Here is a 24,196-nt window from a genome sequence, read left to right on the forward strand (position 1 = left end):
AAGCATGCCCCTTAATTTCGGGCTTAACCTATGAATTCTCAGACAATTTACCACTACGCCATTGTCGAATGGTAAAGCGTGCCGGGTGGCTGGCATGATAAAGCGACAAAGGCTGAACCAACGCGCTCCCCTGTAGGTCAGCCAAAATACTTTCGGCCGCTAAAAATACTGACATCAAGCCTCTTGGGCCGTGGCCATTGGAGACATACAACCCTTTTTGATAATGCTGGGCTTTATAGCGGTAAACAGCATGCGTATGGGATTGTGACAAATAGGCTTCTTGTAGCCACTCTTTGTCGGCTACCGCACCAAAAATAGGCAGATGATCCGGCGTGGTCGGCCTAAAAGCAATTCGTCCTTGTAGAGATTCTGCAGAGGCATTCACCCAGTTAGGCAATGCTTTGCTAGCGTTTTCTAAATTGGTCACATGGCCTTCAATTGAAAGTTCCGCTGACAAACTGGGGGCTTCAAACGTAGCGCCAGTAACCGCTCTGCCGTTACCGCAGGGTGATGAGTAACCTGAATGGGTCAGAGGATATTTCAAAGGATAGTCCTGCTGATCCGCTTCAAGATGTGTAACTTGACCTTTTACCGGACGAATCGGCAAACCCAACTGTGCATTTAATTCCCTGTTTAAACTGCCCGTAGCCACCACGACGATATCGGCATCCCAGCTTTGTGATTGATTTTTTGATTGTGTAACAACTGACCAGGCCTGGTCAGTGTCTAAACTTGAAACTTTTTCAATGCATTTAACGGTTTCTGAGGTAAGCACGGTAATCATTTTATGCTGTAAGCAGCGTTTAACGACCGAAGGAGGATTCAGCCAACCGCCTTGTGGAAAAAACAGTCCAGGCACAGTGACTTGCCCGCCGATTTTTTCACTGGCTTCAGCAGTTGTTAACCACACCGCCAAGGCTTCCGGTAAACCGACCCGAACCAGTGAATCCTTTACGCGCTCTAAACTGGTTTCAGTCACTAAGAGTTGTACCATTCCCTGTAAATCACCCTGGATTTCTTCAGAGGCTAACCACGGCAGTAATCTTCGCAAAGTGGCTTCAAAGCCTTGCAAATACCATTGGCTACGAAGATTCCAATCGGCCGTAATCAGAGGATGCACTGTACCAGCAAGATTCCCCGAGGCCGCACTGGCCACACTGTCGCTCTCTTCCAACACCGTGACTTTCCAACCCGCTTCAGCCAATTGATAAGCGACACTCGCCCCCGCCAATCCTGCACCGACGACAATCGCTGTGCCGGTTTTGATTGGTTCTGGTCGACTGAACCAGGGCGCTTTTAAATGATAAGGACGTTGCTGTGCTAAATGCCCGAAACATATCTCGCGTTTTTTACCATAACCACTGGTTTTATGGACAGCAAAGCCGGCCGCTTGCAGCCCGCGGCGCACATCGCCTGCCGAGGTAAACGTCGAGAAGGTGGTTTGAGCATGACTTAAACGCGACATTTCTTTATAGAGCCCCAGACGCCACATATCAGGATTTTTATCGGGGGTAAAGCCATCGAGCAACCAGACATCAACTCTGGAACCCGGTGAAGCATCGCATTCAGACAAGCCTTTGAGTACATCTCCGAACCATAGCGTTAAACGAATGCGACCTGCAAATAGCCAGATATCATGCCAGCCTGGCATTAACAGCGGATATTGATTTTGTAGAATTTGGCTGAGCTCTAAAAGTGGTGGATAGGCCTGGTGTGCTTTTTGCAAATCTGCCAACGACATCGGGAACTTTTCAAAAGAGATAAAATGTAGCTGACAATCCTCCAGGCTTTTTGCCAACCAAAGCGATGCCACGGCCAAAAAATTAAGGCCGGAACCAAAACCTGTTTCGGCCATTCGAAAGGTCTGTCCTGAAAGACACTCCAAGAAACGTTCCGTCAAACGATTTGGCTGAATAAAGGTGTGTTCTATCTCCTGCAACCCACCCTCGGTATTGAAATAGAAATCATCAAACTGCTCCGAATGCGGAACGATTCCATTTATCCAAGTAACTTGTGCTAAAGTGAGTTTCTCAAGTGCCATGGTTTGCCATCATTTGCGATTATTTGCCCTAGTTTCGTCTGAGCCTTATTCTGCTCTTCAGACGCTGAATAACCCTTATTATAGGTGCTTATTCAATTGAGTGAGTCTTTGCATGCTCTCATGGTGTTGTTTAATTGTAAAACAATCATTTAATGTACTCATTCTGGCTTCTCTAAAAGAATTTGTACTAAAGTAAGGTCTTGAAGAGAGAATTTAATGAAAAAGGAATTGCCCTTATGGCCCAAACGACAAATGATTTAAACGGTGAAGTCTTTCTAAAAAGACAGTTCACGTCAGCACGAGGACTTTCGATCTTAGGTTTTTTGCTCTTTTTTGTCAGCATGACCCTCTTTGCCGCCGAGCCTTTGAGAATTTCAGCGGAGCAACTTCAACAAACTCTAAACTCACCAGGCCTGGTCATTTTAGATAGCCGTTCTGAGCAGGAGTATCAGCAAAGTCATATTCAAGGCGCCTTAAACTTTCCAGAGGTTTGGACTTACCATAATAAAAGTATTGATGGCCATATCGTTCAACCCACCCCATTGCAGCATATTTTGCGTAAATTAGGCCTAAATACCGAATCTCCGGTGATCATCTATGACGATGGCCAAATGATGAATGCCGCTCGACTGTTTTGGACGCTTGAAGTCTACGGCCTAAAAAACGTTAAGATTTTGAATAAAGGGTATGCGGATTGGTTGAGTCTTAATTTGCCGCTTGCATTTGACCAACCCTCTCCGGTTCCTAGCCAATATATTCCGGTGATTAATCACGAACATTTGGCGACTAAACTGACAACCCTTTTGGCCTCAAAAAATCCCAATCAACTGATTATCGATGCTCGACCTAATAAAGCCTACCGTGGTTTAGAATCTTCGGCCAAACGCTTTGGTCATATTCCCAGCGCCACCAATATCCCGGCCGAGCACAACTTAAAGCAAGAAGCTCAAATCACGAGCCTTAAGCCTCTTAAAGAGTTACAAAGGCTTTACGCCGACATTCCCATCACTAAAAAAGTGGTGCTTTACTGTGCCATCGGCCGCATCTCTACTATGAATTATTTCACTCTGAGGGAACTTGGTTACAACGTTGCTAACTATGACGCCTCTTGGAAAGAGTGGGGCAATGACTTCAGTTTAGCCATTGAAAAAGAAGCGCCTAAATCTGCTACGCATTAAATCGAGTTATCCGATGTATGACAGGGTAAGTAATTAAAGGACCTCCTTCATGTGGCACAGCCTTAGCATCCGTTCACAACTTTTTGCACTGACCTCGTTCATGCTGTTAGGCCTAACTCTGGCGACGCTTTCCCTAACCTACTGGTTAGATCAAAAGCAACGCGAAGCACTTGCTATTGATCTCTCACAAACCCTGAACAACTCTTTAAGTCATGATATGCTCAAAGCCCTTGTCAGTAATGAGACCGATGTTTTCTCAGACCTCTCATTCCGCTTATCGCAATTTAACTCAGTCGATCGGGTGCTGCTTTATAACGACCAGCATCAAGCTGTGTTTGAATACAAATCTAAACCCACTTATAAGTATGATCAATTAATAGCGAAAGCAACCGAAGAGCCACGCTTTTCGGGGGTCAATTTATATGTCAAACGGCCCTTAGCCGTTGATGAATATACTTTTGGGGAAGTTGTCTACATTATTGACATGCATGATCTCACTACTCAATTAAATGAACATTTAATCTACTTAATTATTGCCTTCCCTTTGGAACTTCTAATTGGATTCTTTCTGACTCTTAGGCTGAGTCGACTCTACTCTAGACCTTTTGAAACCCTTGCATCCGCGATGAAAAACAGCCAACCGGGCAAAAATATTTTTCCCATACTCTCCACAACCTCTCAAAATGAAGTGAAATCGTTATTTGATGGTTTCAATCAAATGATGTCCCAAATTTCGACCACGACAGAACAGTTGCGTTACCAAGCAGAGCGTGACCAACTCACGGGGCTTTACAACCAACAGGGCTTTCAAACAAAACTAGACCACTTCTTGCACGCTGAAGACCAACCCGTTGTGACCCGTCATATCCTACTACAAATAGACTTAGACCAATTTAAGCTGATTAATGACTCTGTCGGTCATGTGGCGGGTGATGAACTACTGAAGATGATTGCCACGAGCTGTGCGGCCGACTTACCAAAGAACAGTATTTTAGCAAGAACAGGAGGAGATGATTTCATGATACTCATTCCCAACTGCTCACTTGAGGAGGGTACCCAACAAGCCCAAAAAACGTTGGCGACCTTAAAAGACTTCCGTTTTATCTGGGAGGGAGAGTCCTTATCGGTCTCTGCTTCAATGGGTTTAGTGGCCTTTAAGCCTTTTGAATACACCTTAGAAGGTCTCTCTAAAGCCGCTGACTCTGCCTTTTATGCGGCAAAATCTGCTGGCCGCAATCAACTGCATATCTACCAGCCAGGTGATTCCAGTACACAAAAATTTGACCGTGATATTGAAGTGGCTGGTTTTATCAAAGAAGCGCTTGGTGACGGTCCTTCACGCTTTGAGCTTTTTGCGCAAGCCATTGTTCCATTACAAACAGAGTCGACTAAAATCGGTTATGAAATTTTGCTACGGCTATGGGACAACAAAGGAAACTTTATTCCCCCTGATTTCTTTTTGCCCACCGCTGAACGCTATCAAATGATGGCGGAAATTGACATGTTTGTCCTGTGGACATTTTTAGAAACCGTTACCCAACACCCTGAACACATTCAAAACCTGCATGCAGCACATGTCAATTTGGCAGGTGGCTCATTAAACAACCATGCATTTCAAGTTAAGGTAAAACAGGCCATTGATTTTTTCGATTTTCCGTGGGAAAAACTCAGTTTAGAACTGACAGAAACCTCCGCCGTCGGTAACTTAACAAAAGCATCTGACTTTATTCAATATTGTAAAAACCAACATATTGGTTTTGCTTTAGATGATTTTGGTACGGGCATGTCCTCTTTTGAATACCTAAAAAATCTACCGTTTGATGTGGTTAAAATTGATGGCAGCTTTGTGAAAGATATGCATACTGATCCCACCGATAAAGCCGTGATACGGTATATTCAAGAAATAAGTGCTTTGCGTAATCAAGAAACGGTTGCAGAGTACATTGAAACCATGGAAGATGTTAAAGTCTTAACTGAAATTGGCATTACTTATGGTCAAGGTTATTACCTTGGCAAACCTAAACCCCTGACAGAGTGGCTTAATCCCTAGTGACCTCCAATAATCTAACTTTTTTACGCCAAACCCTCACCCAACACCACCATCGCGTTTTAGTGATTTTAAGTGGTCAAAGAGATTGGCAATCGGCCCAATTAGAAAATCTGTGGACACCGCTTGAAACCGTGCTTTCGATAGGGTCTAAAAAAGATCGACTTTCTCCTCAAGACCTTAATACCACTCTTGAAACACTTGAAAGCAAACAGCTCATTCACTCTCTAGGACAAGAATTAGAGGGTGTGATTCTAGATGCCTCAGAAGGATTAAGTGCCAATACGCTCGGCATTGCTGCAGGGATGGTTAAAGGCGGTGGACTATTTGTCGTACTCACACCTGAGATCAAAGAGTGGCGTGCCCAGCCAAACCCAGACAATGCAAGATTTCTTAACTCACCGCTTGGCATTGAACAAGCACACCCTTATTTTATTGACCATCTTATTCAGCAATGGCAGGCACCTCATCAACAGGTACTCTGGCTCAGCGAGAGTGACACAAAGTCCAACTCTTCCTTAAAAATTGAATCTTTTACACAAAGATTAATTGACCAGGCTGCCATCTCAACCTCACTCAAAGAACGCCTTCCGACTCTGGATCAGCAACAGGTGATACAAGCCATTCACCGTGTTGCGTTTGGTCATAGAAAACGACCGTTGGTCGTGAGTGCTGACAGAGGGCGCGGTAAAAGTAGCGCTTTAGGTTTAGCAGCGGTGCACTGTTTACTGGATGGAAAACAAGAGATCGTCCTTACTGCCAGCCGCCTTGATCAGGCAAAGATGGCATTTGAACACGCCATAAAGGCGGTTATCAAAGCGGCTGAAACACTGGATATTAACATTGAAACAAAGCAACCAGGCCTGGTCAGTTTTCGTTTTCAAAATCAACTCAAAACCTTTAGGTTCATTGCTCCCGATCAATTAATGATAAACCCCACACAAGCCGATGTTTTAATGGTCGATGAAGCCGCACACCTGCCAACCCCTTTATTGACTCAGCTGCTGCATCGCCATCACCGTTTGGTCTTCGCCACGACTTTGCATGGCTATGAAGGTTCTGGCAGGGGCTTTGAATTACGTTTTAAAAAGACACTGAATACGTTCACGCCAGACTGGAAAAACCTGCACTTAAAGCAACCGATTCGTTGGGCAGAAAATGATCCACTTGAAACGGCAATCAACCAGGCTTTATTTCTAACACCAAATCCACTTGAGTCCAATCTAGTCAATGATTTAAAACACTTTAACAAGGAAAATATTGCCCTCCAGGAAGAGAGTATTCATGACTTAGTAAACGATTCGAAATTATTGCACACAATCTTTGAACTACTGGTTCAGGCACACTACCAAACCAGTCCAAATGATTTCCAACAACTCTTAAGCGCCCCGAATCTGAAAATTATAACCGCCAAACAAAATCACCGATTACTCGGCGTTGTACTCTGCATTGAAGAAGGTAAAATTATGCCGACTTCAAACCGTGTTCATGGTCATTTGGTGCCACAACTGCTCTGTAAAAACTATGCCTCGGGAGACTTCAGCCTACTCTCTACCTGGCGTATTATGCGCATCGCAGTGCACCCGGAATATCAACAGCAAGGCATTGGCAAAAAGCTTCTAAAAACGGTACAAAACCTCGCCCGTCATGCTCGTATCGATTATCTCAGCAGTAGTTTTGGCGCCAGCAATGAACTTCTGCCTTTTTGGTTTAATCAAGGGTATACCCCCCTTCATGTTGGTGTAAAGCGCGACAAAGCCAGCGGCAGCCATAATATTGTGGTCACTTTGGCATTAAGCGCCATGGCACAACAAGCGTTAGCCACGATACAACGCGTATTTCAAGCGCAATTTCCTCATACCGTCATCGAGCCCTTATATTTCGTACCCACCCAGCAAATCTTAGCGGTTTTAAAGACGTTTCGTTTTAAAACTCAGAAACCGCAACTTGAAGCGTCGGCGATCGCTTATGAGTCAAAACAACGTCAATATGAGTCAATCAGTGGTTTGCTGTGGGAGTGGAGTATCCGGAATCCGCAAACGTTGGATCACGCCAGCCATTTTCAGCAGGCTGTTTGGGGCGATAAAGTATTGAAAAAACAGAGTTGGCAAGATGTTGCGCACCATAATCACTTGTCAGGGCGCAAAGAAGTGGAAACAATCATGCAAGAAATGCTTACCGAGGTCCTTTCTGACTCTCGCAAAACGGTCGGCCAACGCATATTTCAAGCCGATTTGCGCCGAACGTAGATGGACTCAACCACAGACAAAAAAGCCCAAGTAACGTAAGTCCACTCGGGCTTTTTGTATTTTAATAAACGAAAAAACGTTCTATGAATCAAAAACCACTGTTTTCTTGCCATGGATTAAAACACGATCTTCAAGGTGGTAACGCAAACCACGCGCCAAAACCATTTTTTCAACATCTCGTCCTAACCGCTTCAGATCCTCAATGGACTTAGAGTGATTCACACGAATCACATCCTGCTCGATAATGGGTCCTTCATCTAACTCTTCCGTCACATAATGACAGGTGGCTCCAATCAACTTAACACCACGTGCACTCGCTTGGTGGTAAGGTTTTGCACCCACAAATGAAGGTAAGAAACTGTGATGGATATTAATAACTTGCCCGGCGTAATCGGTACACATCTGCGGTGGCAAAATTTGCATATAGCGTGCTAAAACAATCATGTCTGCACCATATTGTTTAGCTAAAATTTCGGTTTCTGCAAACGCTTGTGACTTAGTCTCTGGTGTAACAGGCACATGATGAAACGGGACTTTATACCACTCAACCATCGACCGTAAATCGTCATGATTGGCAATCACACAAGCAATTTCACCCGGCAATTCATTCTCGTGCCAACGGTGCAGTAAATCCGCCAAACAGTGCGACTCTTTAGAGGCAAACAACGCAATCTTTTTAGGTTTTTCAGAATCTGAAATATACCAAGTCATGTTAAACGCATCGGCGATAGGCTGAAAGCCTTGTTCAAAAGCTTCAAAATCACCCGAAAGAGAACTGGCTAAAATCTCGTGACGCATAAAAAACCAATTATCTGTTGGATCGGTGTGGTGGTTCGCTTCCACGATACAACCGCCCTGTTCAGCGATGTATGCGGCAACTTTGGCTACAATTCCCACTTGATCAGGGCAAGAAATGACTAAACGATAAACATGACTCATAATGACAGACTCTCTTCATAAGAAAATAATGCCCATATAATATCAAATGCGTTCAAACATAGGCAAAAGGTCGACAAATATTTTTTCATTTGAATAACCATCAAGTCGTTCACTCCTAACGCCCTCTATATACTTGACAAAATTTCACACCACCCTAGCGATGCCCATTTTTGATTAAAATGTATCTCCAATGCTTTTTTTGAATCTATTGTATGCAGACCATTACGGCCAACTTCTATGCTTTTGACTGATTTTTGAAGTCAGTTGCGCTATAATTGCGCGCATTAATACCTCCTTTATCCATTATTTGAAGCCATTGGGAAACCTCATGAAAATCGTCTCTTTCAATACCAATAGCGTTCGTCTGCGCCTACATCAATTGCAATCACTCACCGATAGAATTAAACCAGACATTATTGGGTTACAAGAGACCAAAGTACAAGACCATGATTTTCCAACCGAGGCCATTGAAGAGATGGGCTATAACGCGATTTTTATCGGTCAAAAAACCCACTATGGCGTGGCACTTTTATATCGCAAAGGAATTGAGCTCATCGATTCCCAAAAGGGCTGGAAAACCGACGATGAAACAGCACAAAAGCGTATGATCATTGGTGATTTTAAATTAGAAAATGGCGAAACTGTTCGAGTGGTAAATGGCTACTTCCCTCAAGGAGAGTGCCGTACACATGAAACTAAATTTCCCGCAAAAGCTCGTTTTTATGAAGACCTAATGTCGTACTTAGAAACCGAGTGTGATCGTGAGCAAGCGCTCGTTGTGATAGGTGATTTTAATATCTCGCCGACTGATTTGGATATTGGTATTGGTGAAGACAATCGTAAACGCTGGTTACGCGACGGCAAGACCAGCTTTTTACCGGAAGAGCGAGAGTGGTGGGCACGTTTATTAAACTGGGGATTGAAAGATACGTTTCGCAGCATTCATCCAGAAGAAGACAATATCTTTAGTTGGTTTGACTATCGCTCTAAAGGGTTTGACCGTGAACCGCGTCGAGGCCTGAGAATTGACACAGTGCTAGCGACCCATTCGTTAAATGCCAAAGCGGTAGACAGTAAAGTGGGTTATGAAGAACGCGCTATGGAAAAGCCTTCTGATCACGCGCCTATTTGGACAGAGTTTAAACTCTGAGAATACGCCTTGAGATAAGCGACTCAAGCAGAACCTTATCACCAACAACCTTCGGTTTGAAAAATTCCGTTAAGGTTTATAGGATTTAAAATGACAGCTGTTATTCACCCACTGAAAGTGGTTCATGTCGAAAAACTCGCTCCACAAATTATTCAGATTTTAATGCAAGCTGAGCATCCGATTACGTATGCTTCCGGACAGTATATTATGCTTGGATTTAACAGTGAGGACCTTAAGCCTTTCTCGATTGCATCAGCACCACGTGAGGATGGTTTAATCGAATGTCATATTCGTAATCTGGACGATAGTGAATGGATGCAAGCTCTATTTGCAGTGCAAACGGGGGATCACCTGGTCATGCAGGGACCAAAAGACCAGATGCAACTGCAACCTGCACATCAGCCTATTATATTTGTGGCAGGTGGCACAGGCTTTGCGCCCATGAAAGCCTTATTAGACTCTTTACTTAAGCAAGGTACAGGCGTTCCTGTACACTTTTACTGGGGAGCCCGTTCGGTAGCGGATCTGTACCAGCACGACACTATGTTGGCCTTAATGCAAACCCATGCAAATATGCAATACATCCCCGTAATATCGGGTGAAGCAGAGCTGTGGAATGGTTTAACAGGCCTAGTACATGAACAAGTTTTACAACAACATCCTAACTTAGAACATACGACCGTCTATATGTGCGGACCTTGGCCGATGATGCAAAAAGCCAAGTTAGATTTTTTGGCGGCAGAGATAGACCCTATCCATCTTATTTGTTAAAACTAAAAACCATAAGAGATCAAAAATGAATTATTTCAAGCGCGCTGCTCTCATCTTTCTCAGTATATCAAGCCTTGCAAGTGTCTCAGCGAATGCGCTTGAACTGACACCTTATGAAGGGTGTTTAAATACAGTGATGCAACAAGCAACGGATGAGATGACGGTTGCTGACATAAAACAAGCCTGCATCCGTCAAAAAACAGCTTCTCTTCCTTTGGAAAAACGTCGACTTAATGAACAACTCACTGAAGATAATCCCTTTGTACTGACACCGCACCTGCTCAACTATGCGATTATTGGGCACTATACCAATAGCGTTAATAAAGCGCCTTTTGAAGACAATGTCGGTCACCCCCTCGATTTTAAAGACCAAGAATTGCAATTCCAATTAAGCTTTAAATTTCCACTGGCGAAAGACCTACCTGTTCTGGGCAGAAATATTGATCTCTATGCCGCCTATACCAACCGTTCTTTTTGGCAGTTTTTTGATGACAAAGACTCTATTCCTTTTAGAGAGACGAATCATGAGCCTGAAGTATGGGCAGAATTTCATGCTGATCTAGATTTCTTAGAATACAACCTGCACAAAGTCGCCATAGGGCTTAGTCACCAATCCAATGGCCAATCTGGGTCTCTTTCTCGTGGCTGGAACCGTCTTTACGTGCAAGGATTTCTTCAACATAAAAACAGCTACTTAAGTTTTAAAACTTGGCAGCGTTTTGAAGAATCAGACAAAATTGATAACCGTTTTGACTACGCCAAATACTTGGGCGATTATGAGATTGAAGCCGCCTATAAAGTACGAGAACACTCTTTTGGATTAAAGGTGCGGAATCGTTATATATTGAATAAATATGGCTCCGTACAACTTGACTATACTTACCCCTTAACAAAACGTTTAAAAGGCTATATACAGTGGTTCAGCGGCTACGGTGAAAGTTTAATTGATCTTGATTACCATACCAATAAAATCGGTATTGGAATCGTGCTTGCAGATCGAATCTAAGCCTGATTCATCGCCCAATAACATTTACATACCTCATGACCTCTCACACTGAATCGATCAAGACCATAACAAAACTTTAATTTGATGGTGAATGGGCTATTACTGGCTAATAACGCTCACGAGATCAGCACAATCTGCTCCATTTTTACTTATTCAACTGGTCTAAAACATACTAAGGGCGTTAATCGAGTAGCGAACTTCCCTCTAGGCGAACAATCGCTTCCTTATAGGTCAAGGCTGCTTGATTATCTTTACCTTCGGCTTCATAGCATTGCGCAAGCGCATGATACGTTTCCACCTCTGGACGAATTTTTAGACTCTCTTGTAGGTGATTTTGTCCACGGCCCCATAATTGACTACGACAGGCTAAGCGTCCCAATGATAATAATAGAACGGGATTGTTTTCTTGGTCTTTCAACCACATCTCCGCTTTTTTCAAGCGTTCAAATGCAGGCCCTAGCGTAAGGCGCCCATACTGATAGACTAAACGATCATTCCACTCTTTTTTAAGAGCCTTTTCTATTAATAAGGCCAAACCGACTTCCTGACCTCTACCAATTCTTTGCTCCACATATTCCACCAAAACTTGCGGAATGAGCTTTTGCCTAGAGTTCAATTGTGCCCATAAAGCATCGAGTGTCGTTTCATCCATGGCGGTGGCCAGCTTGCCTGCTAATAAACTGTGTTCAAGTGCCAACAGCTCGGCTTTGTCTATTGCGCGTGTTTTTTTGATGACGGGTAGCAAATCCTCCAATCTTTTCCAGAGTCCTAATTGGCGCAATGCCAAGCTATATTCTGCCAAAATGGTAATGTGTTTTGGGTGTTGTTCGTGTAATGTTTCTAGAATACTCAATGCCACTTCGGGCTGTTCTTCCCAAAGTAAACGGGCTTCGACTAAACCAATGGTGACATAATCAGAAACGTACTCGTCACGTGCCTGCTGGAGATACTGATCGCGCCGGTCATATGCCTTTTGATTATGAGCCATCTTGGCAGCACTCAAATAATGAACCAGACCGGCTTCACTCTGTTTAGCACTTTTGATCAACTGTTTTTCAGCCGTTTGCCAGTCTCCATACTCTAAGGCAATCATCCCTTTTGCCATAGAATTTTCGGCTTTACTGTATCGATGCAAGCGTCGGCTGTGACGCCAGAAAACAGGTAGATGCCAAAGGTTTAAAAACAGACGAATCAGAAAATAGCCTGATATAAAAGCCACCGCCACAGCAGCCACTAAAAAACTCAGACTCGTTTCGATAACCCAGTCGTTCCAAACCATAGAAACCTGACCATTGTCATACAGTAGCAAGGTTGCTAAACCAGTGCCTACTAAAAAAACAATCGCCCAAATTAAGATTAATCGCATGTGCTTTTTTATCCCTTTACTGAAACATTGGGGGTACTAAGCTTTTCTTAATACCCTAAAACTGATAGGTAAGGTTAAAGTATGATTTTCATTTTGTAATCACTTGACTACAATTCGCTTTGAACCGTCATAATGGCCAATGGCTGGCGAAAGTCGAACCTCAATGTCTTGAAAGGCTCCAATAGACGTAAAAATGTCGGCGATTGTCCCTCAAAATGATCCATTATAAATTTCTGTAAATCAGCCGTTGCAATAGACAAGCGGTTAACCGACTCAGTCTCTAATGCCCAATCTATACGATCAACCATTAACAACGCTCTTTGTATGAATACATCGTGCATAATCAACGATTCTACTTGAGTTTGTTCAGCCGGAGTCTCACGCTTTTTCAGTGAAATCATCTGTCCAAATCGTGTCATGAGTTGATCAAATGCTGATTGAGAACTAATCTCTTCGCCGAGATAGATTTTTTCATGACTGGCTGCACCAGGTCTCTCTATGATAGGTTTATTATTCACTTTTGAAGCCTTATTACCGTTGAGGGATAAGGTCTTCACCGCCTCTTTTAAAGCCTGGGTGTTGATCAGTGTATCTCTTTGTGCGCTCTTTTGAAGGAGTGCCAAACTCGTCAAATCCTGACCAATCAAACGTGCTAAAGTCGTCACTTTGGGAAAGTCACTTAACCCAACGGCTTGTTCTAAAGCCAATAACTGTTGGGTGGTCTGGTCAACACGACCTTGCATAACCCATTGTGTATTGATTTCAACAATCCACTGCTGAATTTGAAATGTACTTAAAGCCTGTTGAGTGGTTAATGCCTGTTGATGCGCATTAAAATCAGATAACTCACTAATTCTAGAAGCGAGCTCATCTATTTGGGTTTGAAATTTTTCGACTAACGGTTTGACAGAAGCTTCAGTGGTGCCTGAATGTTTTTGAGCTTCAATCTCTGAATTAAAAGATGGTTCAGTGCTTTTTTGAAGATCTTCAGATGGAAGGCTAGCCGTTTTGCTCAACGATGAAAACTGTTCCTGAAGCTGGAGCAACTGTTGCTGCATTGAATTTTTGAGACCATCCAAATCAGACTGACTAACTAATTCTGTGCGAGTAAGCGCTTCCGTTACGGCACTCTCTACGGTTTTTTGGGAGTTGGTCTCTTTGGATTCTTGTGCGGCCAGCCTAGATTCCAATGCCTGGTTATCTTTATAAAGTTGAGAAACATCGGACTGCAAAGTATTGATATGCTGTACCAGCCACGCGCTATTCGGGCGCGTTACAAACAGAACCAGAATGACCACAATAAACAGTGATACCCACAACAAGTAGCTACGATAGCGTGTAAACCAAGAAGGTTTCTTTGGGGTTTGGCTTGCACGAGCACCAGACTGAGCGTCGGTCGCTTTGGAGTTAGAATAAACGCGCCCTTTGGCACTTTTTTCTTCGATACTCTGCTCAGCGTGTTTGTTTAACACTTCACCTTCCAATGCGGCTGAGGTGTCAATCGCTTGTTGGGAACGCCCTGTATTGGAGGTTTTATCCTGCTTTGTCATATTGTTTAACCTATTTAAGACTTACCCTAGTTTAAGAAATTGTCCGCTTAAGTATGCTACGTGTCGTTCTGAGAATTTGGAGCGTTCTGTTAGAGATTATAAACTCTGTTCGATGGTTTGAATAATACCTAAATCACTCTGTTCAGTCACCACTAGGATATCTGTCGGCCAACCCTGTTGGAACATAACTTGTTTAATTCTTTGACTAAAAACAATCGTGTTGCTAAGAAATGACCAGGCCTGGTTGGATTGTTTTTGTCCATCCGAGCATAATTGATAACCTGTCTCAAATTGAAGTAAATTCGCCATTAAGCTTTCAAAACTCGCCACACTGGTGATCAACAGAATGGGCTGAGAAGCGTTGATAAAAGAACGCCAGGCTTGGGGACAAAATGGAGCTGAAACCCTTTTGTAAACATCCCAATAATCCACCAAACCGCCTCTTGCTGTCAGCTGATCCTTTAATAAATTACGGCCTGCCTGCCCTTTGACAATAAGTATCGACTGACCTTTCATAGCCTGCATAGCAGGGTGCTTTAATAGCGTTTCACTGTCATAAGGCCCTTTTCCTAAACACGCAACCGGCAGTTGAACATCCAGTGCAGCTTGTTGAGTTGCTTTACCAATGGCAAAAAATTGAGTCTTCGAAAACTCAACAGCAGATCTCAATTTAAGATGGCTTCTTAAAACCCCTTGCACAGCATTCACGCTGGTCAAAATGACCTTATCATACTGCTCTAAGTCTTTGCTTAAAGATGTCCTTAAGACTTTTTGAGAATCCCATTGAATCTCTAATGTTGGACAATACAAGACTTGGCCACCCGCTTGCTTAACCGACTCAGACAGACCTTCTGCCTGATGTTCTGGCCGTGTATTCAGCAAGGTAAAACGTGGCAAGTTTCGCATTAACGTAACCTCCTCAAACGCGCCCGATTACCCTTTATGCAAGTCAGAGGCATAAACTTCATCCAAAATAGCTTTCGCACCCTGGGCGAGTAGCTTCTCACCTAAAGTAGTTCCTAATGCTTTGGCATCTTTTTTATCGCCTTCGATACTCGCGGTTAAAACAACAGAACCATCTAACTCAGCGACCAAACCGCGTATAAATATTTTATCACCATCAAGTTCTGCAAAGACTCCAATAGGCACTTGGCAACCGCCTTCTAGGCGGTGATTCATAGCACGTTCGGCAATAGAGCGAATCTCCGAATCACGATGGTTTAAGACTTTGATGATCTCTAAGGTTTCCTGATCATTTTCGAAATACTCGATGCCTAAAGTCCCCTGAGTCACGGCTGGCAAACAAAGCTCTGGTGAAATTTCGTGACGAATTCGCTCATCTAACTCTAAACGTTGTAAACCAGACGTTGCAAGAACAATGGCATCATATTCACCAGCGTCCATTTTACCTAAACGAGTCCCCACATTACCGCGTAAATCACGGACATCTAAATCAGGACGAGCCGCCAGCAGTTGTGCTTTTCGACGTAAGCTCGAGGTGCCTAAAATTGCGCCTTTTGGTAAGGAGTCAAACGTTGCATAGTTATTTGATACAAAGGCATCGGTCGGTGCATGACGTTCTAAAATGGCACCTAAAGCAAAGCCTTCTGGTAGCTCCATTGGCACATCTTTCATAGAGTGGATGGCAATATCAGCCTCACCAGCCAACATGCAATCCTCTAATTCTTTAATAAATAAACCTTTACCACCTATTTTTGCTAAAGGCACATCTAAAATCTTATCACCTTTGGTTGACATCGGTAGTAACTCAATCTCGAGCGCAGGAAAAATCTTCTCTAGCTCAGCTTTAACAAACTCAGCTTGCCACATCGCTAAAGGGCTTTTACGTGTTGCGATTCTCAAGGTCTTTTTCATTCGATCTCCCATTTATTTAACCCGACATCGGTCAGTCGGTTATTCTGATTTTTCATTATCAGTCCATTTTACTGAAAATCCTGTTAGAGTTTTAGTTAAAATAACCCCTTATCCATTTAATATGCCGCTCTCTTTCGTTAACCGAGTGACTCTTTCTCTTTAATCCAAGGTTAACCACACGACAAAGGTAGGAGATTACTTGTGGTGAAAGCCTTCATGATAAGTGTTGTTATCAGCTTATGTTTATTGACGGGGTGTGACACCTCTGCTCAAGCGGCCAAACACGCCCACTTTAAGGAGCTCCAAAATCTACAAGAGCTGGCGATGCAGTCTAAACAACAGCAATTGCCCATTTTGGTTATGTTTGGCGCTGAATGGTGTGAGTTCTGCCAACAGCTTAATGAGGAAATTTTTACACCGATGGCACTGAATGGATTGTACGAAGGAAAAGTCGTATTAATGCGCCATGTTGGAGTGGACGAAAACCAACCGATTCCTGGCTGGGATGGCCAATTGATTAAAAAGTCTAATTGGGCTTACGCACTCAACGCCGATCTAACGCCGACGGTTCTCTTTTTTGATGGCGAAGGTAAAGAGGTGGCCCCGCGAATTGTCGGAATTCCAGAAATAACACTCTATGCAGGCCTTATCCATCAACATTTAAATATCGCATACCAGAATATGGGACTCGACAAACAAATTCCAATTACGCCTGAACTTCTTTATCTTCAGGCGAAACAGGCACAAAAAAATTAACCAGCATTTCATCTTTATTAAGATTAATCAGATTAAGCAAAAGGTTTAGAACCGTATGAGCAATGAACACAATCAACAGAAACTTTCTAGCGCCCGTTTTAGCGAATCAACGGATGCGTTTGTAGAAGCGTTTACGGCGTCAATTCAATTTGACCAAAGAATGTACAAACAAGATATTCAAGGTTCGATTGCCCATGCCAAAATGATTAGCAAAGTCGGCATTCTCAGTGAAATAGAGTTAAAGGATGTCTTAACAGGCCTACAGCAGGTTCAGGATGAGATTGAAGCCGGTGAGTTTAACTGGTCGATTCAGCAAGAAGATATTCATATGAATATCGAAGCCCGTTTAACTAGTTTGATTGGCATTACCGGTAAAAAACTGCATACCGGTCGCTCGCGTAACGACCAAGTGGCAACGGACATTCGCCTATTTATTCGTGACGAAATTGATGCCATTTTGCCAGAGATGAAACGCCTGCAGCAAGGTCTTGTGGTATTAGCAGAGCGTGAAGCGGACAGCATTATGCCGGGCTTTACACATTTACAAACGGCACAACCGGTGACGTTTGGTCACCACATGTTGGCCTGGTTTGAAATGATTAAACGCGATGTAGAACGCCTACAAGATTGTCGTAAACGGGTCAATACTTCACCATTGGGTTCTGCCGCACTTGCAGGAACGACTTATCCAATTGATCGTGCTTATACGGCTGAGTTACTAGGTTTTGAACGCATTACCGAAAACTCTTTAGATGGTGTTTCAGATCGTGATTTCGCCATTGAATTCACCGCTTTTGCCGCTACGTTGATGATGCACTTATCGCGCTTTTCAGAAGAGTTGGTTTTGTGGTCTTCGGCACAATTCCAGTTCATAGATCTGCCAGATCGTTTTTGTACCGGCTCATCGATTATGCCGCAAAAGAAAAACCCCGATGTGCCTGAGTTAGTTCGCGGCAAAACCGGGCGTGTTTATGGTCATTTGATGAGCTTATTAACGCTGATGAAGTCTCAACCATTGGCTTATAACAAAGACAATCAAGAAGACAAAGAGCCATTATTCGATACAGTGGATACTGTCCGTGGAAGCTTGCGTGCGTTTGCCGACATGGTACCGGCTTTAATTGTAAAACGTGAAGTCACCTATGAAGCCGCTAAACGTGGCTTTTCAACGGCAACCGATTTAGCCGATTACTTAGTAGGCAAAGGCTTGGCTTTCCGTGATTCACATGAAGTGGTCGGTTTAGCGGTGGCACACGGCATTCAAAGCGGGCAAGACCTTTCTGAAATGTCTTTAGAGACGTTACAAGGGTTCTGTGACCAGATTACTGATGATGTATTTGATGTCCTGACACTGGAGGGTTCAGTGGCGGCTCGAGATCACTTAGGTGGTACCGCGCCTAGCCAAGTCAGAGCTGCAGTCGCACGTGCAAAGGTCTATTTGGCAGACTGATTCAAAATCCTTACAAAGTGACCAGGCCTGGTCATTTTTTAATCTGGTATTTACCAGGCCTGGCATGTCCTGCGGCTATATAAAACCATGTGAGCGTAGGATCAAATCCATATTTGCATCGCAACAGCATCTTCCAGGCTTATTTTTCCATAGACTTTCATCCATTCGAATTCTGTACCCACTCCGGAGGTCCTTTGCGTTTAGATTGCTTTCTCAGTAAACAAGCGGCTTACAGTCGTAAATCTGTTTTACAGCTTATCTCACAGCGCCAAATCAGTGTCGATGGCATCACTGTTAATGACCGCTGTCACCCTGTCACGAACGTTTCATTGATTGAAATTTCTGGAAAGCCACTCACTCCGTCACAACCTGCTCGTTATTTTATGCTCAATAAACCGGCGGGGTATCTGAGCGCCACCACCGATAAGCAACATCCTGTGGCACTTGAATTATTAGAGGGTATAGAACAACAGGGTTTACACATTGCTGGAAGGCTCGACCGTGCCACCACCGGCTTACTGATTATTACCGACGATGGTAAATGGTCACGAAAGTTGACGGAACCCAAACAGAAAATTCCGAAAACCTATCTCGTTGAAACGGCCTATGCACTTTCGCCTGAGACGCCACAACGTTTTACTGAAGGCATCTATTTTAGTTATGAAGAGATGACCACCAGTCCAGCACTTATTGAGTTATTGGATGAAACTACCGCCCGCTTAACGATCTATGAAGGCCGCTACCATCAAGTCAAGCGTATGTTTGCCGCCGTGGGCAATCGGGTAGTGAGTTTACATAGGGAAAGTATGGGAGAGATTATTCTGGATTCTAAGCTAGAATTAGGCGCGTTCAGAGCGTTGACAGCACAAGAGATAAACTCTTTAAACTGACTTAAAAAATGACCCGGTCTGGCCATTTTGTTTTGACTTCATTCATTAATCATTAAACTGAATGACGGAGCGAACCTGCATGGTATTGTAGCTAAAGCTATTCAAAGCAGCCAGATCAATTAAACAGGCCATACCGACAACTTGATAACCTACCTTTTCACAAAGTTCTGCACCTGCACCCATTGACCCACCAGTGGCAATCAAATCATCCAACAGCACGACACGACTGCCATCACCTTTTTGCATTTCCAACGTATCTGTTCCGTACTCTAGTCCATATTCTACCGAGGCATGAACATTCGGCAACTTACCGGGTTTTCTTACCTTAATAAAGCCTTTATTATGCTTATATGCCAATGCTGAGGCAAAAATAAAACCACGAGATTCAATCCCTACCAAACAGTCGATATTCGACCACTCTTCTTCTGAAAAAAGCTCACTTATGGCGTCGATACTCTCTTTAAAGTGGCTTTTTAATAAAGGAGATATATCACTAAACAAAATACCCGGTTTTGGGAAGTCTGCAACAGACTCTAAGTATTGCGCTAAAAAATGCTGTGTCAAAGGTTGAGACATAATTCACCTGCGGTGCTTAAAAGAGGAAGGAATATTGATAACAGGCGCGTTCAGAGCGCTTTACTCTTATCAAATAAAGCATTATTCTAACAGGTAAACCTGCATGAGAAGTAGATTTGCAGATTCACTTTATTTAGACCTATACTCGATAAAACTTTCTGGTTAACTGGCGCATATGCAATTAATTGAAAACAATTATGAAAACGCATTATTACTCAAGTTGCCCCCCAATGCGCGGGATATTGCTGAGCACTTTCTCACCTTTAAGCCATTGCATGAATTATTAATCATGTGGCAGGAAAATAAGCCAGATCTGAACCTGTTAAGTGAACACCGTGTTGCCGAGCAGCACTGGGAGGGTATTCTAAAAGCGACTCTTCTCGCGAAAACAACCTATTTTTTTCAGAATGCCAACTTTAATGAAGATGAAGTTTTATATTTGTTAAAAATCGCGTGTGCCAGCGCTGACTTGCCATTAAAGGCCTACAATCTAGCGGAAGTTATGGATCTAAGTAAAGATGAGATGCCCGTATTTCATCTTTGGTTGAAACACTATACACAGCGCTTAAAAACAGCCCATCAAAGAAGGGCTAGCGCAATTTATTAGCTTTTTTGAAGACCGATTCTCTGTTGAGAAGCATCTTAAAGTACTGCTACCGTTGTAATAATTCTTCTAAGTTCTGTCGGGCCTGTTCATGACCATAATGGGCTGCCATTCCGAACCAGAAACTCGCTTGAAAAAGATTCTTTGGCGTGCCTTTTCCCTGTTGATACAATTGACCCAATGCATTTTGGGCCTTTAAATGGCCGCGCAATGCCGCAAACTTATACAATTTATATGCCTGCTCAAGGTTGATCGGCATACCTAAACCGCCTTCAAACAACCTCGCTAAGTTATAGGCCGCATACGGATTACCCTTTTCAAAAGCATGATGATACATATTGGCGGCCATTGCATAGGATTGATTAATTGGGTCACCATGCTCATACATCAATCCAATATTATTCTCAGCTCTTGAATACCCTCGAAATGCGCAATTTTCATACAGATTGAATGCCGTTTCTAGATCTCCTGAGGCTTCATACATAAGTGCCTGCTTGAAGATGGGGTATAAATAATGCTCATCAGCCAATATCGACAATGCGTCTTCTGGATAATCACTTTTGACCTTAAGCGAATCCTTACGTACCCACTTAGGGACTGTGAAGTCTACTAACCAGGACTTAAGTTCTTCCAAAGTAGGCCGTTTATGCGGGTTCTTTTGGGTCATCCATAGAATTAAATATCGCCAGAAAATAGGCAACCTATTAATTTTACGAATCGAGTGATGAACTTGCGCCCATAACTGTTCAGAGGTTTTCTCAATATTATCCAAACGATAAATATGCTTACCGATTAATGCATAATAAATCGTGCAACCCAGTGCATAAATGTCGCCTTTTTCATCTAATTCACCATTTAAACGTTCAGGAGGACAGTAGCGCTTATCACCCAATATACTCTCGGTATCAAATGAACTGAGCGAAGGAATCGATTGACTCCAATCCACTAAGATAAACCGTTTCTTGCCTTGAATAATATTGGAGGGTTTGATATTGCCATGAATAAATCCAGTTTTATGGGCTTTCTCTAAGCTCGAGATCATATTTGCCAACAGATTTTTAGTCATTTTAGGCGACAAAGCCCCCTTCTTTGCAATCAATTGTTGCAAATTTCGCTTTCCCGCAAAATCAAAAAACTGCAAGTAATAAAAACCGACTTTACGTATCTCATTGAAACGAGAAAACTCAGAAAACTGGTTTAAATAGTTTAATAAATCCTTCTCGCGCTTTATTGCATAATGGTTTTTAATATTATGCAGTACTCTAACAACTTGAATATGCTCAACGTCAGGTGTTTTTTGCAGTACTTTAAAAACGCTGACGGATTTGCCCGTCGAAATCAATTTGATCTGGCTTAAATCAGGCTGCTGTTCCAATAAGGTTAATACACTATCAGACATTCAGTCTCTCCATAGAACTTCTAAAAAAGGCACCTAAAAAGGTGCCTTTTGGTCTTCACATGATAGCTTATTCATTCTGATAATCAATATTCATCTCATCAGTATCGTTTATTTGCAGTTCCCTTCAAGTCCCAGTTATTGCGCTTACGACTTGAATCCAATGGGTCTTTTTTAATTTTGCTTATTTATTTCTGTGGGTTGCGGCAATATCAAACCAAAAGCGCGCCTGAGACAAGTTAACATTCATTCCAGAGCCCTTTTGATACATTAATCCCAGCGAGTTTTGAGATTTTAAATTACCACGTAATGCAGCAAACTTATGCAACTTATACGCTTGCCCTAAATTAATAGGCATGCCTATTCCTTTTTCAGAAAGCCGCGCTAAATTATTCGCAGCAAACGGATTGCCTTTTTTAACAGCGCGCTGGTACATACTGATCGCCATAGTATAGGAAGGTTTCACAGATTTACCACGCTCATACATTAAACCGAGATTATTTTCAGCACGCGAATAGCCTCTCAAAGCGCAACGTTCATAAAGTTTGAAAGCCATGCTTAAATTCCCCTCGTCTTCATACATTAATGCTTGTCTAAAGATCGGGTATAAATAATTCTCGCTTGCTAAGATAGCAATAGGGTCTGCTGGCATAGCTTGCTCGGATTCAACCAAACTTCTAAGCACCCATTTAGGAATGGGTCCTCCTTCCAACCATTTCTGTAGTTCGAGCAGACTTGGCCGTTTAAGAGGCTCCTTTTGAGTCATCCAAACAATTAGATTTCTCCACAAAACAGGCACTGTATTCAGTTTATGAATGGAGTGATGTACTTGCGCCCATAATTGCAGATTAGTATCTTCAACTTTATCTAATCGGTATATATGCTTCCCGGTCAAGGCATAATAAAGCGTACATCCTAACGAATAAATGTCACTCTTTTCATCAAGCAGACCATTCAAACGTTCAGGCGGTGAATAGCGTTTATCTCCGACCATTATCTCCGCATCAAAAGAACTCAAAAAAGGAATGGATTGAGTCCAATCAATTAAGAAATACTGTTTGGCACTCACCACAATATTAGTGGGCTTAATATCTCCATGGACAAATCCCACCTTATGAACCTTATCCAGTGTTGAAATCATGTTGACTAACAGTGTTTTAGTGCTCGTTGAAGACAAGGGCCCTTTTTTTTTAATCTGCTGTTTTAAATTGAACTTACTCTTATAGTCAAAAAACTGTAGATAATAAAGCCCTACTTTTCGTATTTCATTAAAATGAAAAAAATCAGAAAACTGATTCAAATAGTTCAGTAAATCTTTTTCGCGCTTAATTGAGTGATGATTACGAATATCACTAATCACACGTACTATTTGTGATTTTTCACCTGCCGTTGATTGCTGTATAGCCTTATAAACAGAGCTAGCTCCGCCTTTACCGATCAGTTTAATTTTACTTAAGTCGGATTGTCGTTGTAATACGGCTAAAATGTCATCTGACATTTTATCTTTTCTCCATCTCTGTTACACGATACCCAAAGAGGGAATTTAATTTCTTCCCCCCTTTAAGTAAATCCTAAACTAAATGCTAGTCATTTTGAAAATCAACGTTCATATCGTCAATATTAACCATGTTTTTATCCAGGGAATTATCTTGAATGTAAACAGTCGACTTATCATCTTCAGTTGAACTATCTCCATCAGAATCTATTGTTAATTTAGTATCATTCTCTTCGCCATCTCCATCACTGTCAATTTTGCCGAAATTCAAATAATCACTTAAATTTTCTTCTGATACGGCATCATCAGAGATGACCTCACTTAAATCTAAAGCATCATGTTCTGCATCAAAATCAGCAATCGATGTTACCGCGGGTCCAGCTGCAATAGCAAACAGGTCATCGGTAGAGCTACCGTACATGAAGTTATCTACTTCTCCAATATCCTTAGATCCTCCCGAACCGTCGTCTTTAGATCCAGTATCCTTAGATCCAGTATCCTTAGATCCAGTATCCTTAGATCCAGTATCCTTAGATCCGTTATCCTTAGATCCGTTATCCTTAGATCCGTTATCCTTAGATCCATCATCTTTAGATCCGTTATCCTTAGATCCATTATCCTTAGATCCAGTATCCTTAGATCCGTTATCTTTAGATCCATTATCCTTAGATCCGTTATCTTTAGATCCATCGTCCTCAGAGCCTTGATGATCTATTATTTTAGTTGTAACTAAACCACTCGTTTCTAAATTCTCAAAACCTCCACCAACAGTACCCACAATGCTCACATTGTAGTCTTCACTACCCTCCACAAAGGTATCCTCTGTTGTGTTGACGCTGATTGTAATTTCATCGCCA

The 24,196-nt window shown here is 42.6% G+C and carries 20 protein-coding genes; 10 read left to right on the top strand and 10 right to left on the bottom strand.

Features of this window, described 5'->3' with window-relative positions; genetic code table 11:
• Positions 1-28: 28 nt before the first annotated feature.
• Positions 29-2,041, bottom strand: coding sequence for a bifunctional tRNA (5-methylaminomethyl-2-thiouridine)(34)-methyltransferase MnmD/FAD-dependent 5-carboxymethylaminomethyl-2-thiouridine(34) oxidoreductase MnmC (mnmC, locus tag F612_RS0108405; RefSeq protein ID WP_019557325.1), 2,013 nt, complete (start codon positions 2,039-2,041; stop codon positions 29-31).
• A 236-nt stretch (positions 2,042-2,277) separates the two neighbouring features.
• On the opposite strand from mnmC, the gene F612_RS0108410 reads away from it, so the two are divergent.
• The 3 genes from F612_RS0108410 to F612_RS0108420 are packed head-to-tail and all read left to right on the top strand — an operon-like array spanning position 2,278 to position 7,515.
• Complete coding sequence (locus tag F612_RS0108410; RefSeq protein WP_019557326.1) at positions 2,278-3,219, top strand: sulfurtransferase; 942 nt, start codon at positions 2,278-2,280, stop codon at positions 3,217-3,219.
• A 49-nt stretch (positions 3,220-3,268) separates the two neighbouring features.
• On the top strand, positions 3,269-5,269 hold the full coding sequence (locus F612_RS0108415; RefSeq protein ID WP_019557327.1) for a putative bifunctional diguanylate cyclase/phosphodiesterase: 2,001 nt from the start codon (positions 3,269-3,271) through the stop codon (positions 5,267-5,269).
• Positions 5,269-7,515, top strand: coding sequence for a GNAT family N-acetyltransferase (locus F612_RS0108420; RefSeq protein WP_019557328.1), 2,247 nt, complete (start codon positions 5,269-5,271; stop codon positions 7,513-7,515). Before F612_RS0108415 ends, F612_RS0108420 begins: the two co-directional genes overlap by 1 nt.
• Positions 7,516-7,596: 81 nt before the next feature.
• Here F612_RS0108420 and purU read toward each other — a convergent pair whose 3' ends face one another.
• Positions 7,597-8,454, bottom strand: coding sequence for a formyltetrahydrofolate deformylase (purU, locus tag F612_RS0108425; protein WP_019557329.1), 858 nt, complete (start codon positions 8,452-8,454; stop codon positions 7,597-7,599).
• A gap of 328 nt (positions 8,455-8,782) precedes the next feature.
• Between purU and xthA the strand changes: the two genes are divergently transcribed.
• The 3 genes from xthA to F612_RS0108440 all read left to right on the top strand — a co-directional run bounded on the left by xthA (position 8,783) and on the right by F612_RS0108440 (position 11,381).
• Positions 8,783-9,604, top strand: a complete 822-nt coding sequence (gene xthA / locus F612_RS0108430) for an exodeoxyribonuclease III (RefSeq protein WP_019557330.1) — start codon at positions 8,783-8,785, stop codon at positions 9,602-9,604.
• Positions 9,605-9,694: 90 nt separating this feature from the next.
• Complete coding sequence (locus F612_RS0108435) at positions 9,695-10,375, top strand: FAD-binding oxidoreductase (RefSeq protein ID WP_019557331.1); 681 nt, start codon at positions 9,695-9,697, stop codon at positions 10,373-10,375.
• Positions 10,376-10,400: 25 nt separating this feature from the next.
• On the top strand, positions 10,401-11,381 hold the full coding sequence (locus F612_RS0108440; protein WP_019557332.1) for a phospholipase A: 981 nt from the start codon (positions 10,401-10,403) through the stop codon (positions 11,379-11,381).
• A 181-nt stretch (positions 11,382-11,562) separates the two neighbouring features.
• Here F612_RS0108440 and F612_RS0108445 read toward each other — a convergent pair whose 3' ends face one another.
• The 4 genes from F612_RS0108445 to hemC form a co-directional block, all read right to left on the bottom strand.
• Positions 11,563-12,747, bottom strand: coding sequence for a heme biosynthesis HemY N-terminal domain-containing protein (locus F612_RS0108445; protein WP_019557333.1), 1,185 nt, complete (start codon positions 12,745-12,747; stop codon positions 11,563-11,565).
• A 107-nt stretch (positions 12,748-12,854) separates the two neighbouring features.
• Positions 12,855-14,297 carry a hypothetical protein gene (locus F612_RS0108450; protein ID WP_019557334.1) on the bottom strand — a complete coding sequence of 481 codons (1,443 nt, stop codon included), beginning with the start codon at positions 14,295-14,297 and terminating at the stop codon, positions 12,855-12,857.
• A gap of 96 nt (positions 14,298-14,393) precedes the next feature.
• Positions 14,394-15,203: a uroporphyrinogen-III synthase gene (locus F612_RS0108455; RefSeq protein WP_019557335.1), complete on the bottom strand. Its 810-nt coding sequence runs from the start codon at positions 15,201-15,203 to the stop codon at positions 14,394-14,396.
• Positions 15,204-15,230: 27 nt separating this feature from the next.
• Positions 15,231-16,172, bottom strand: a complete 942-nt coding sequence (hemC, locus tag F612_RS0108460) for a hydroxymethylbilane synthase (protein WP_019557336.1) — start codon at positions 16,170-16,172, stop codon at positions 15,231-15,233.
• A 216-nt stretch (positions 16,173-16,388) separates the two neighbouring features.
• On the opposite strand from hemC, the gene F612_RS0108465 reads away from it, so the two are divergent.
• The 3 genes from F612_RS0108465 to F612_RS0108480 all read left to right on the top strand — a co-directional run bounded on the left by F612_RS0108465 (position 16,389) and on the right by F612_RS0108480 (position 19,268).
• Positions 16,389-16,928: a thioredoxin family protein gene (locus F612_RS0108465; protein ID WP_157760478.1), complete on the top strand. Its 540-nt coding sequence runs from the start codon at positions 16,389-16,391 to the stop codon at positions 16,926-16,928.
• A 55-nt stretch (positions 16,929-16,983) separates the two neighbouring features.
• A complete protein-coding gene (argH, locus tag F612_RS0108470) occupies positions 16,984-18,378 on the top strand; it encodes an argininosuccinate lyase (protein ID WP_019557338.1) in 1,395 nt (464 codons plus the stop codon).
• A gap of 194 nt (positions 18,379-18,572) precedes the next feature.
• Positions 18,573-19,268 carry a pseudouridine synthase gene (locus F612_RS0108480; RefSeq protein ID WP_019557339.1) on the top strand — a complete coding sequence of 232 codons (696 nt, stop codon included), beginning with the start codon at positions 18,573-18,575 and terminating at the stop codon, positions 19,266-19,268.
• 45 nt (positions 19,269-19,313) lie between these two features.
• Here the strand turns inward: F612_RS0108480 and F612_RS0108485 are convergent, their stop codons facing one another.
• Positions 19,314-19,844 carry an adenine phosphoribosyltransferase gene (locus F612_RS0108485; protein WP_019557340.1) on the bottom strand — a complete coding sequence of 177 codons (531 nt, stop codon included), beginning with the start codon at positions 19,842-19,844 and terminating at the stop codon, positions 19,314-19,316.
• Positions 19,845-20,019: 175 nt separating this feature from the next.
• Here F612_RS0108485 and F612_RS0108490 point away from each other — a divergent pair, with 175 nt between their 5' ends.
• A complete protein-coding gene (locus tag F612_RS0108490; RefSeq protein WP_019557341.1) occupies positions 20,020-20,451 on the top strand; it encodes a hypothetical protein in 432 nt (143 codons plus the stop codon).
• 46 nt (positions 20,452-20,497) lie between these two features.
• On the opposite strand, the gene F612_RS0108495 is transcribed toward F612_RS0108490, so the two are convergent.
• The 3 genes from F612_RS0108495 to F612_RS13000 form a co-directional block, all read right to left on the bottom strand.
• Entirely contained in the window at positions 20,498-21,847 is a 1,350-nt protein-coding gene (locus tag F612_RS0108495; RefSeq protein ID WP_019557342.1) for a Sel1-like repeat-containing protein kinase family protein, read from the bottom strand.
• Between the two features lie 181 nt (positions 21,848-22,028).
• The gene (locus tag F612_RS0108500; RefSeq protein ID WP_019557343.1) at positions 22,029-23,342 is read right to left on the bottom strand and encodes a Sel1-like repeat-containing protein kinase family protein; all 1,314 of its coding nucleotides are present in this window, start codon (positions 23,340-23,342) and stop codon (positions 22,029-22,031) included.
• A gap of 85 nt (positions 23,343-23,427) precedes the next feature.
• On the bottom strand, positions 23,428-24,196 hold a 769-nt coding region (locus F612_RS13000; protein WP_157760479.1), incomplete at its 5' end, for a type I secretion C-terminal target domain-containing protein.

The organism is Thiomicrorhabdus arctica DSM 13458 (assembly GCF_000381085.1).
Classification (GTDB): domain Bacteria; phylum Pseudomonadota; class Gammaproteobacteria; order Thiomicrospirales; family Thiomicrospiraceae; genus Thiomicrorhabdus; species Thiomicrorhabdus arctica.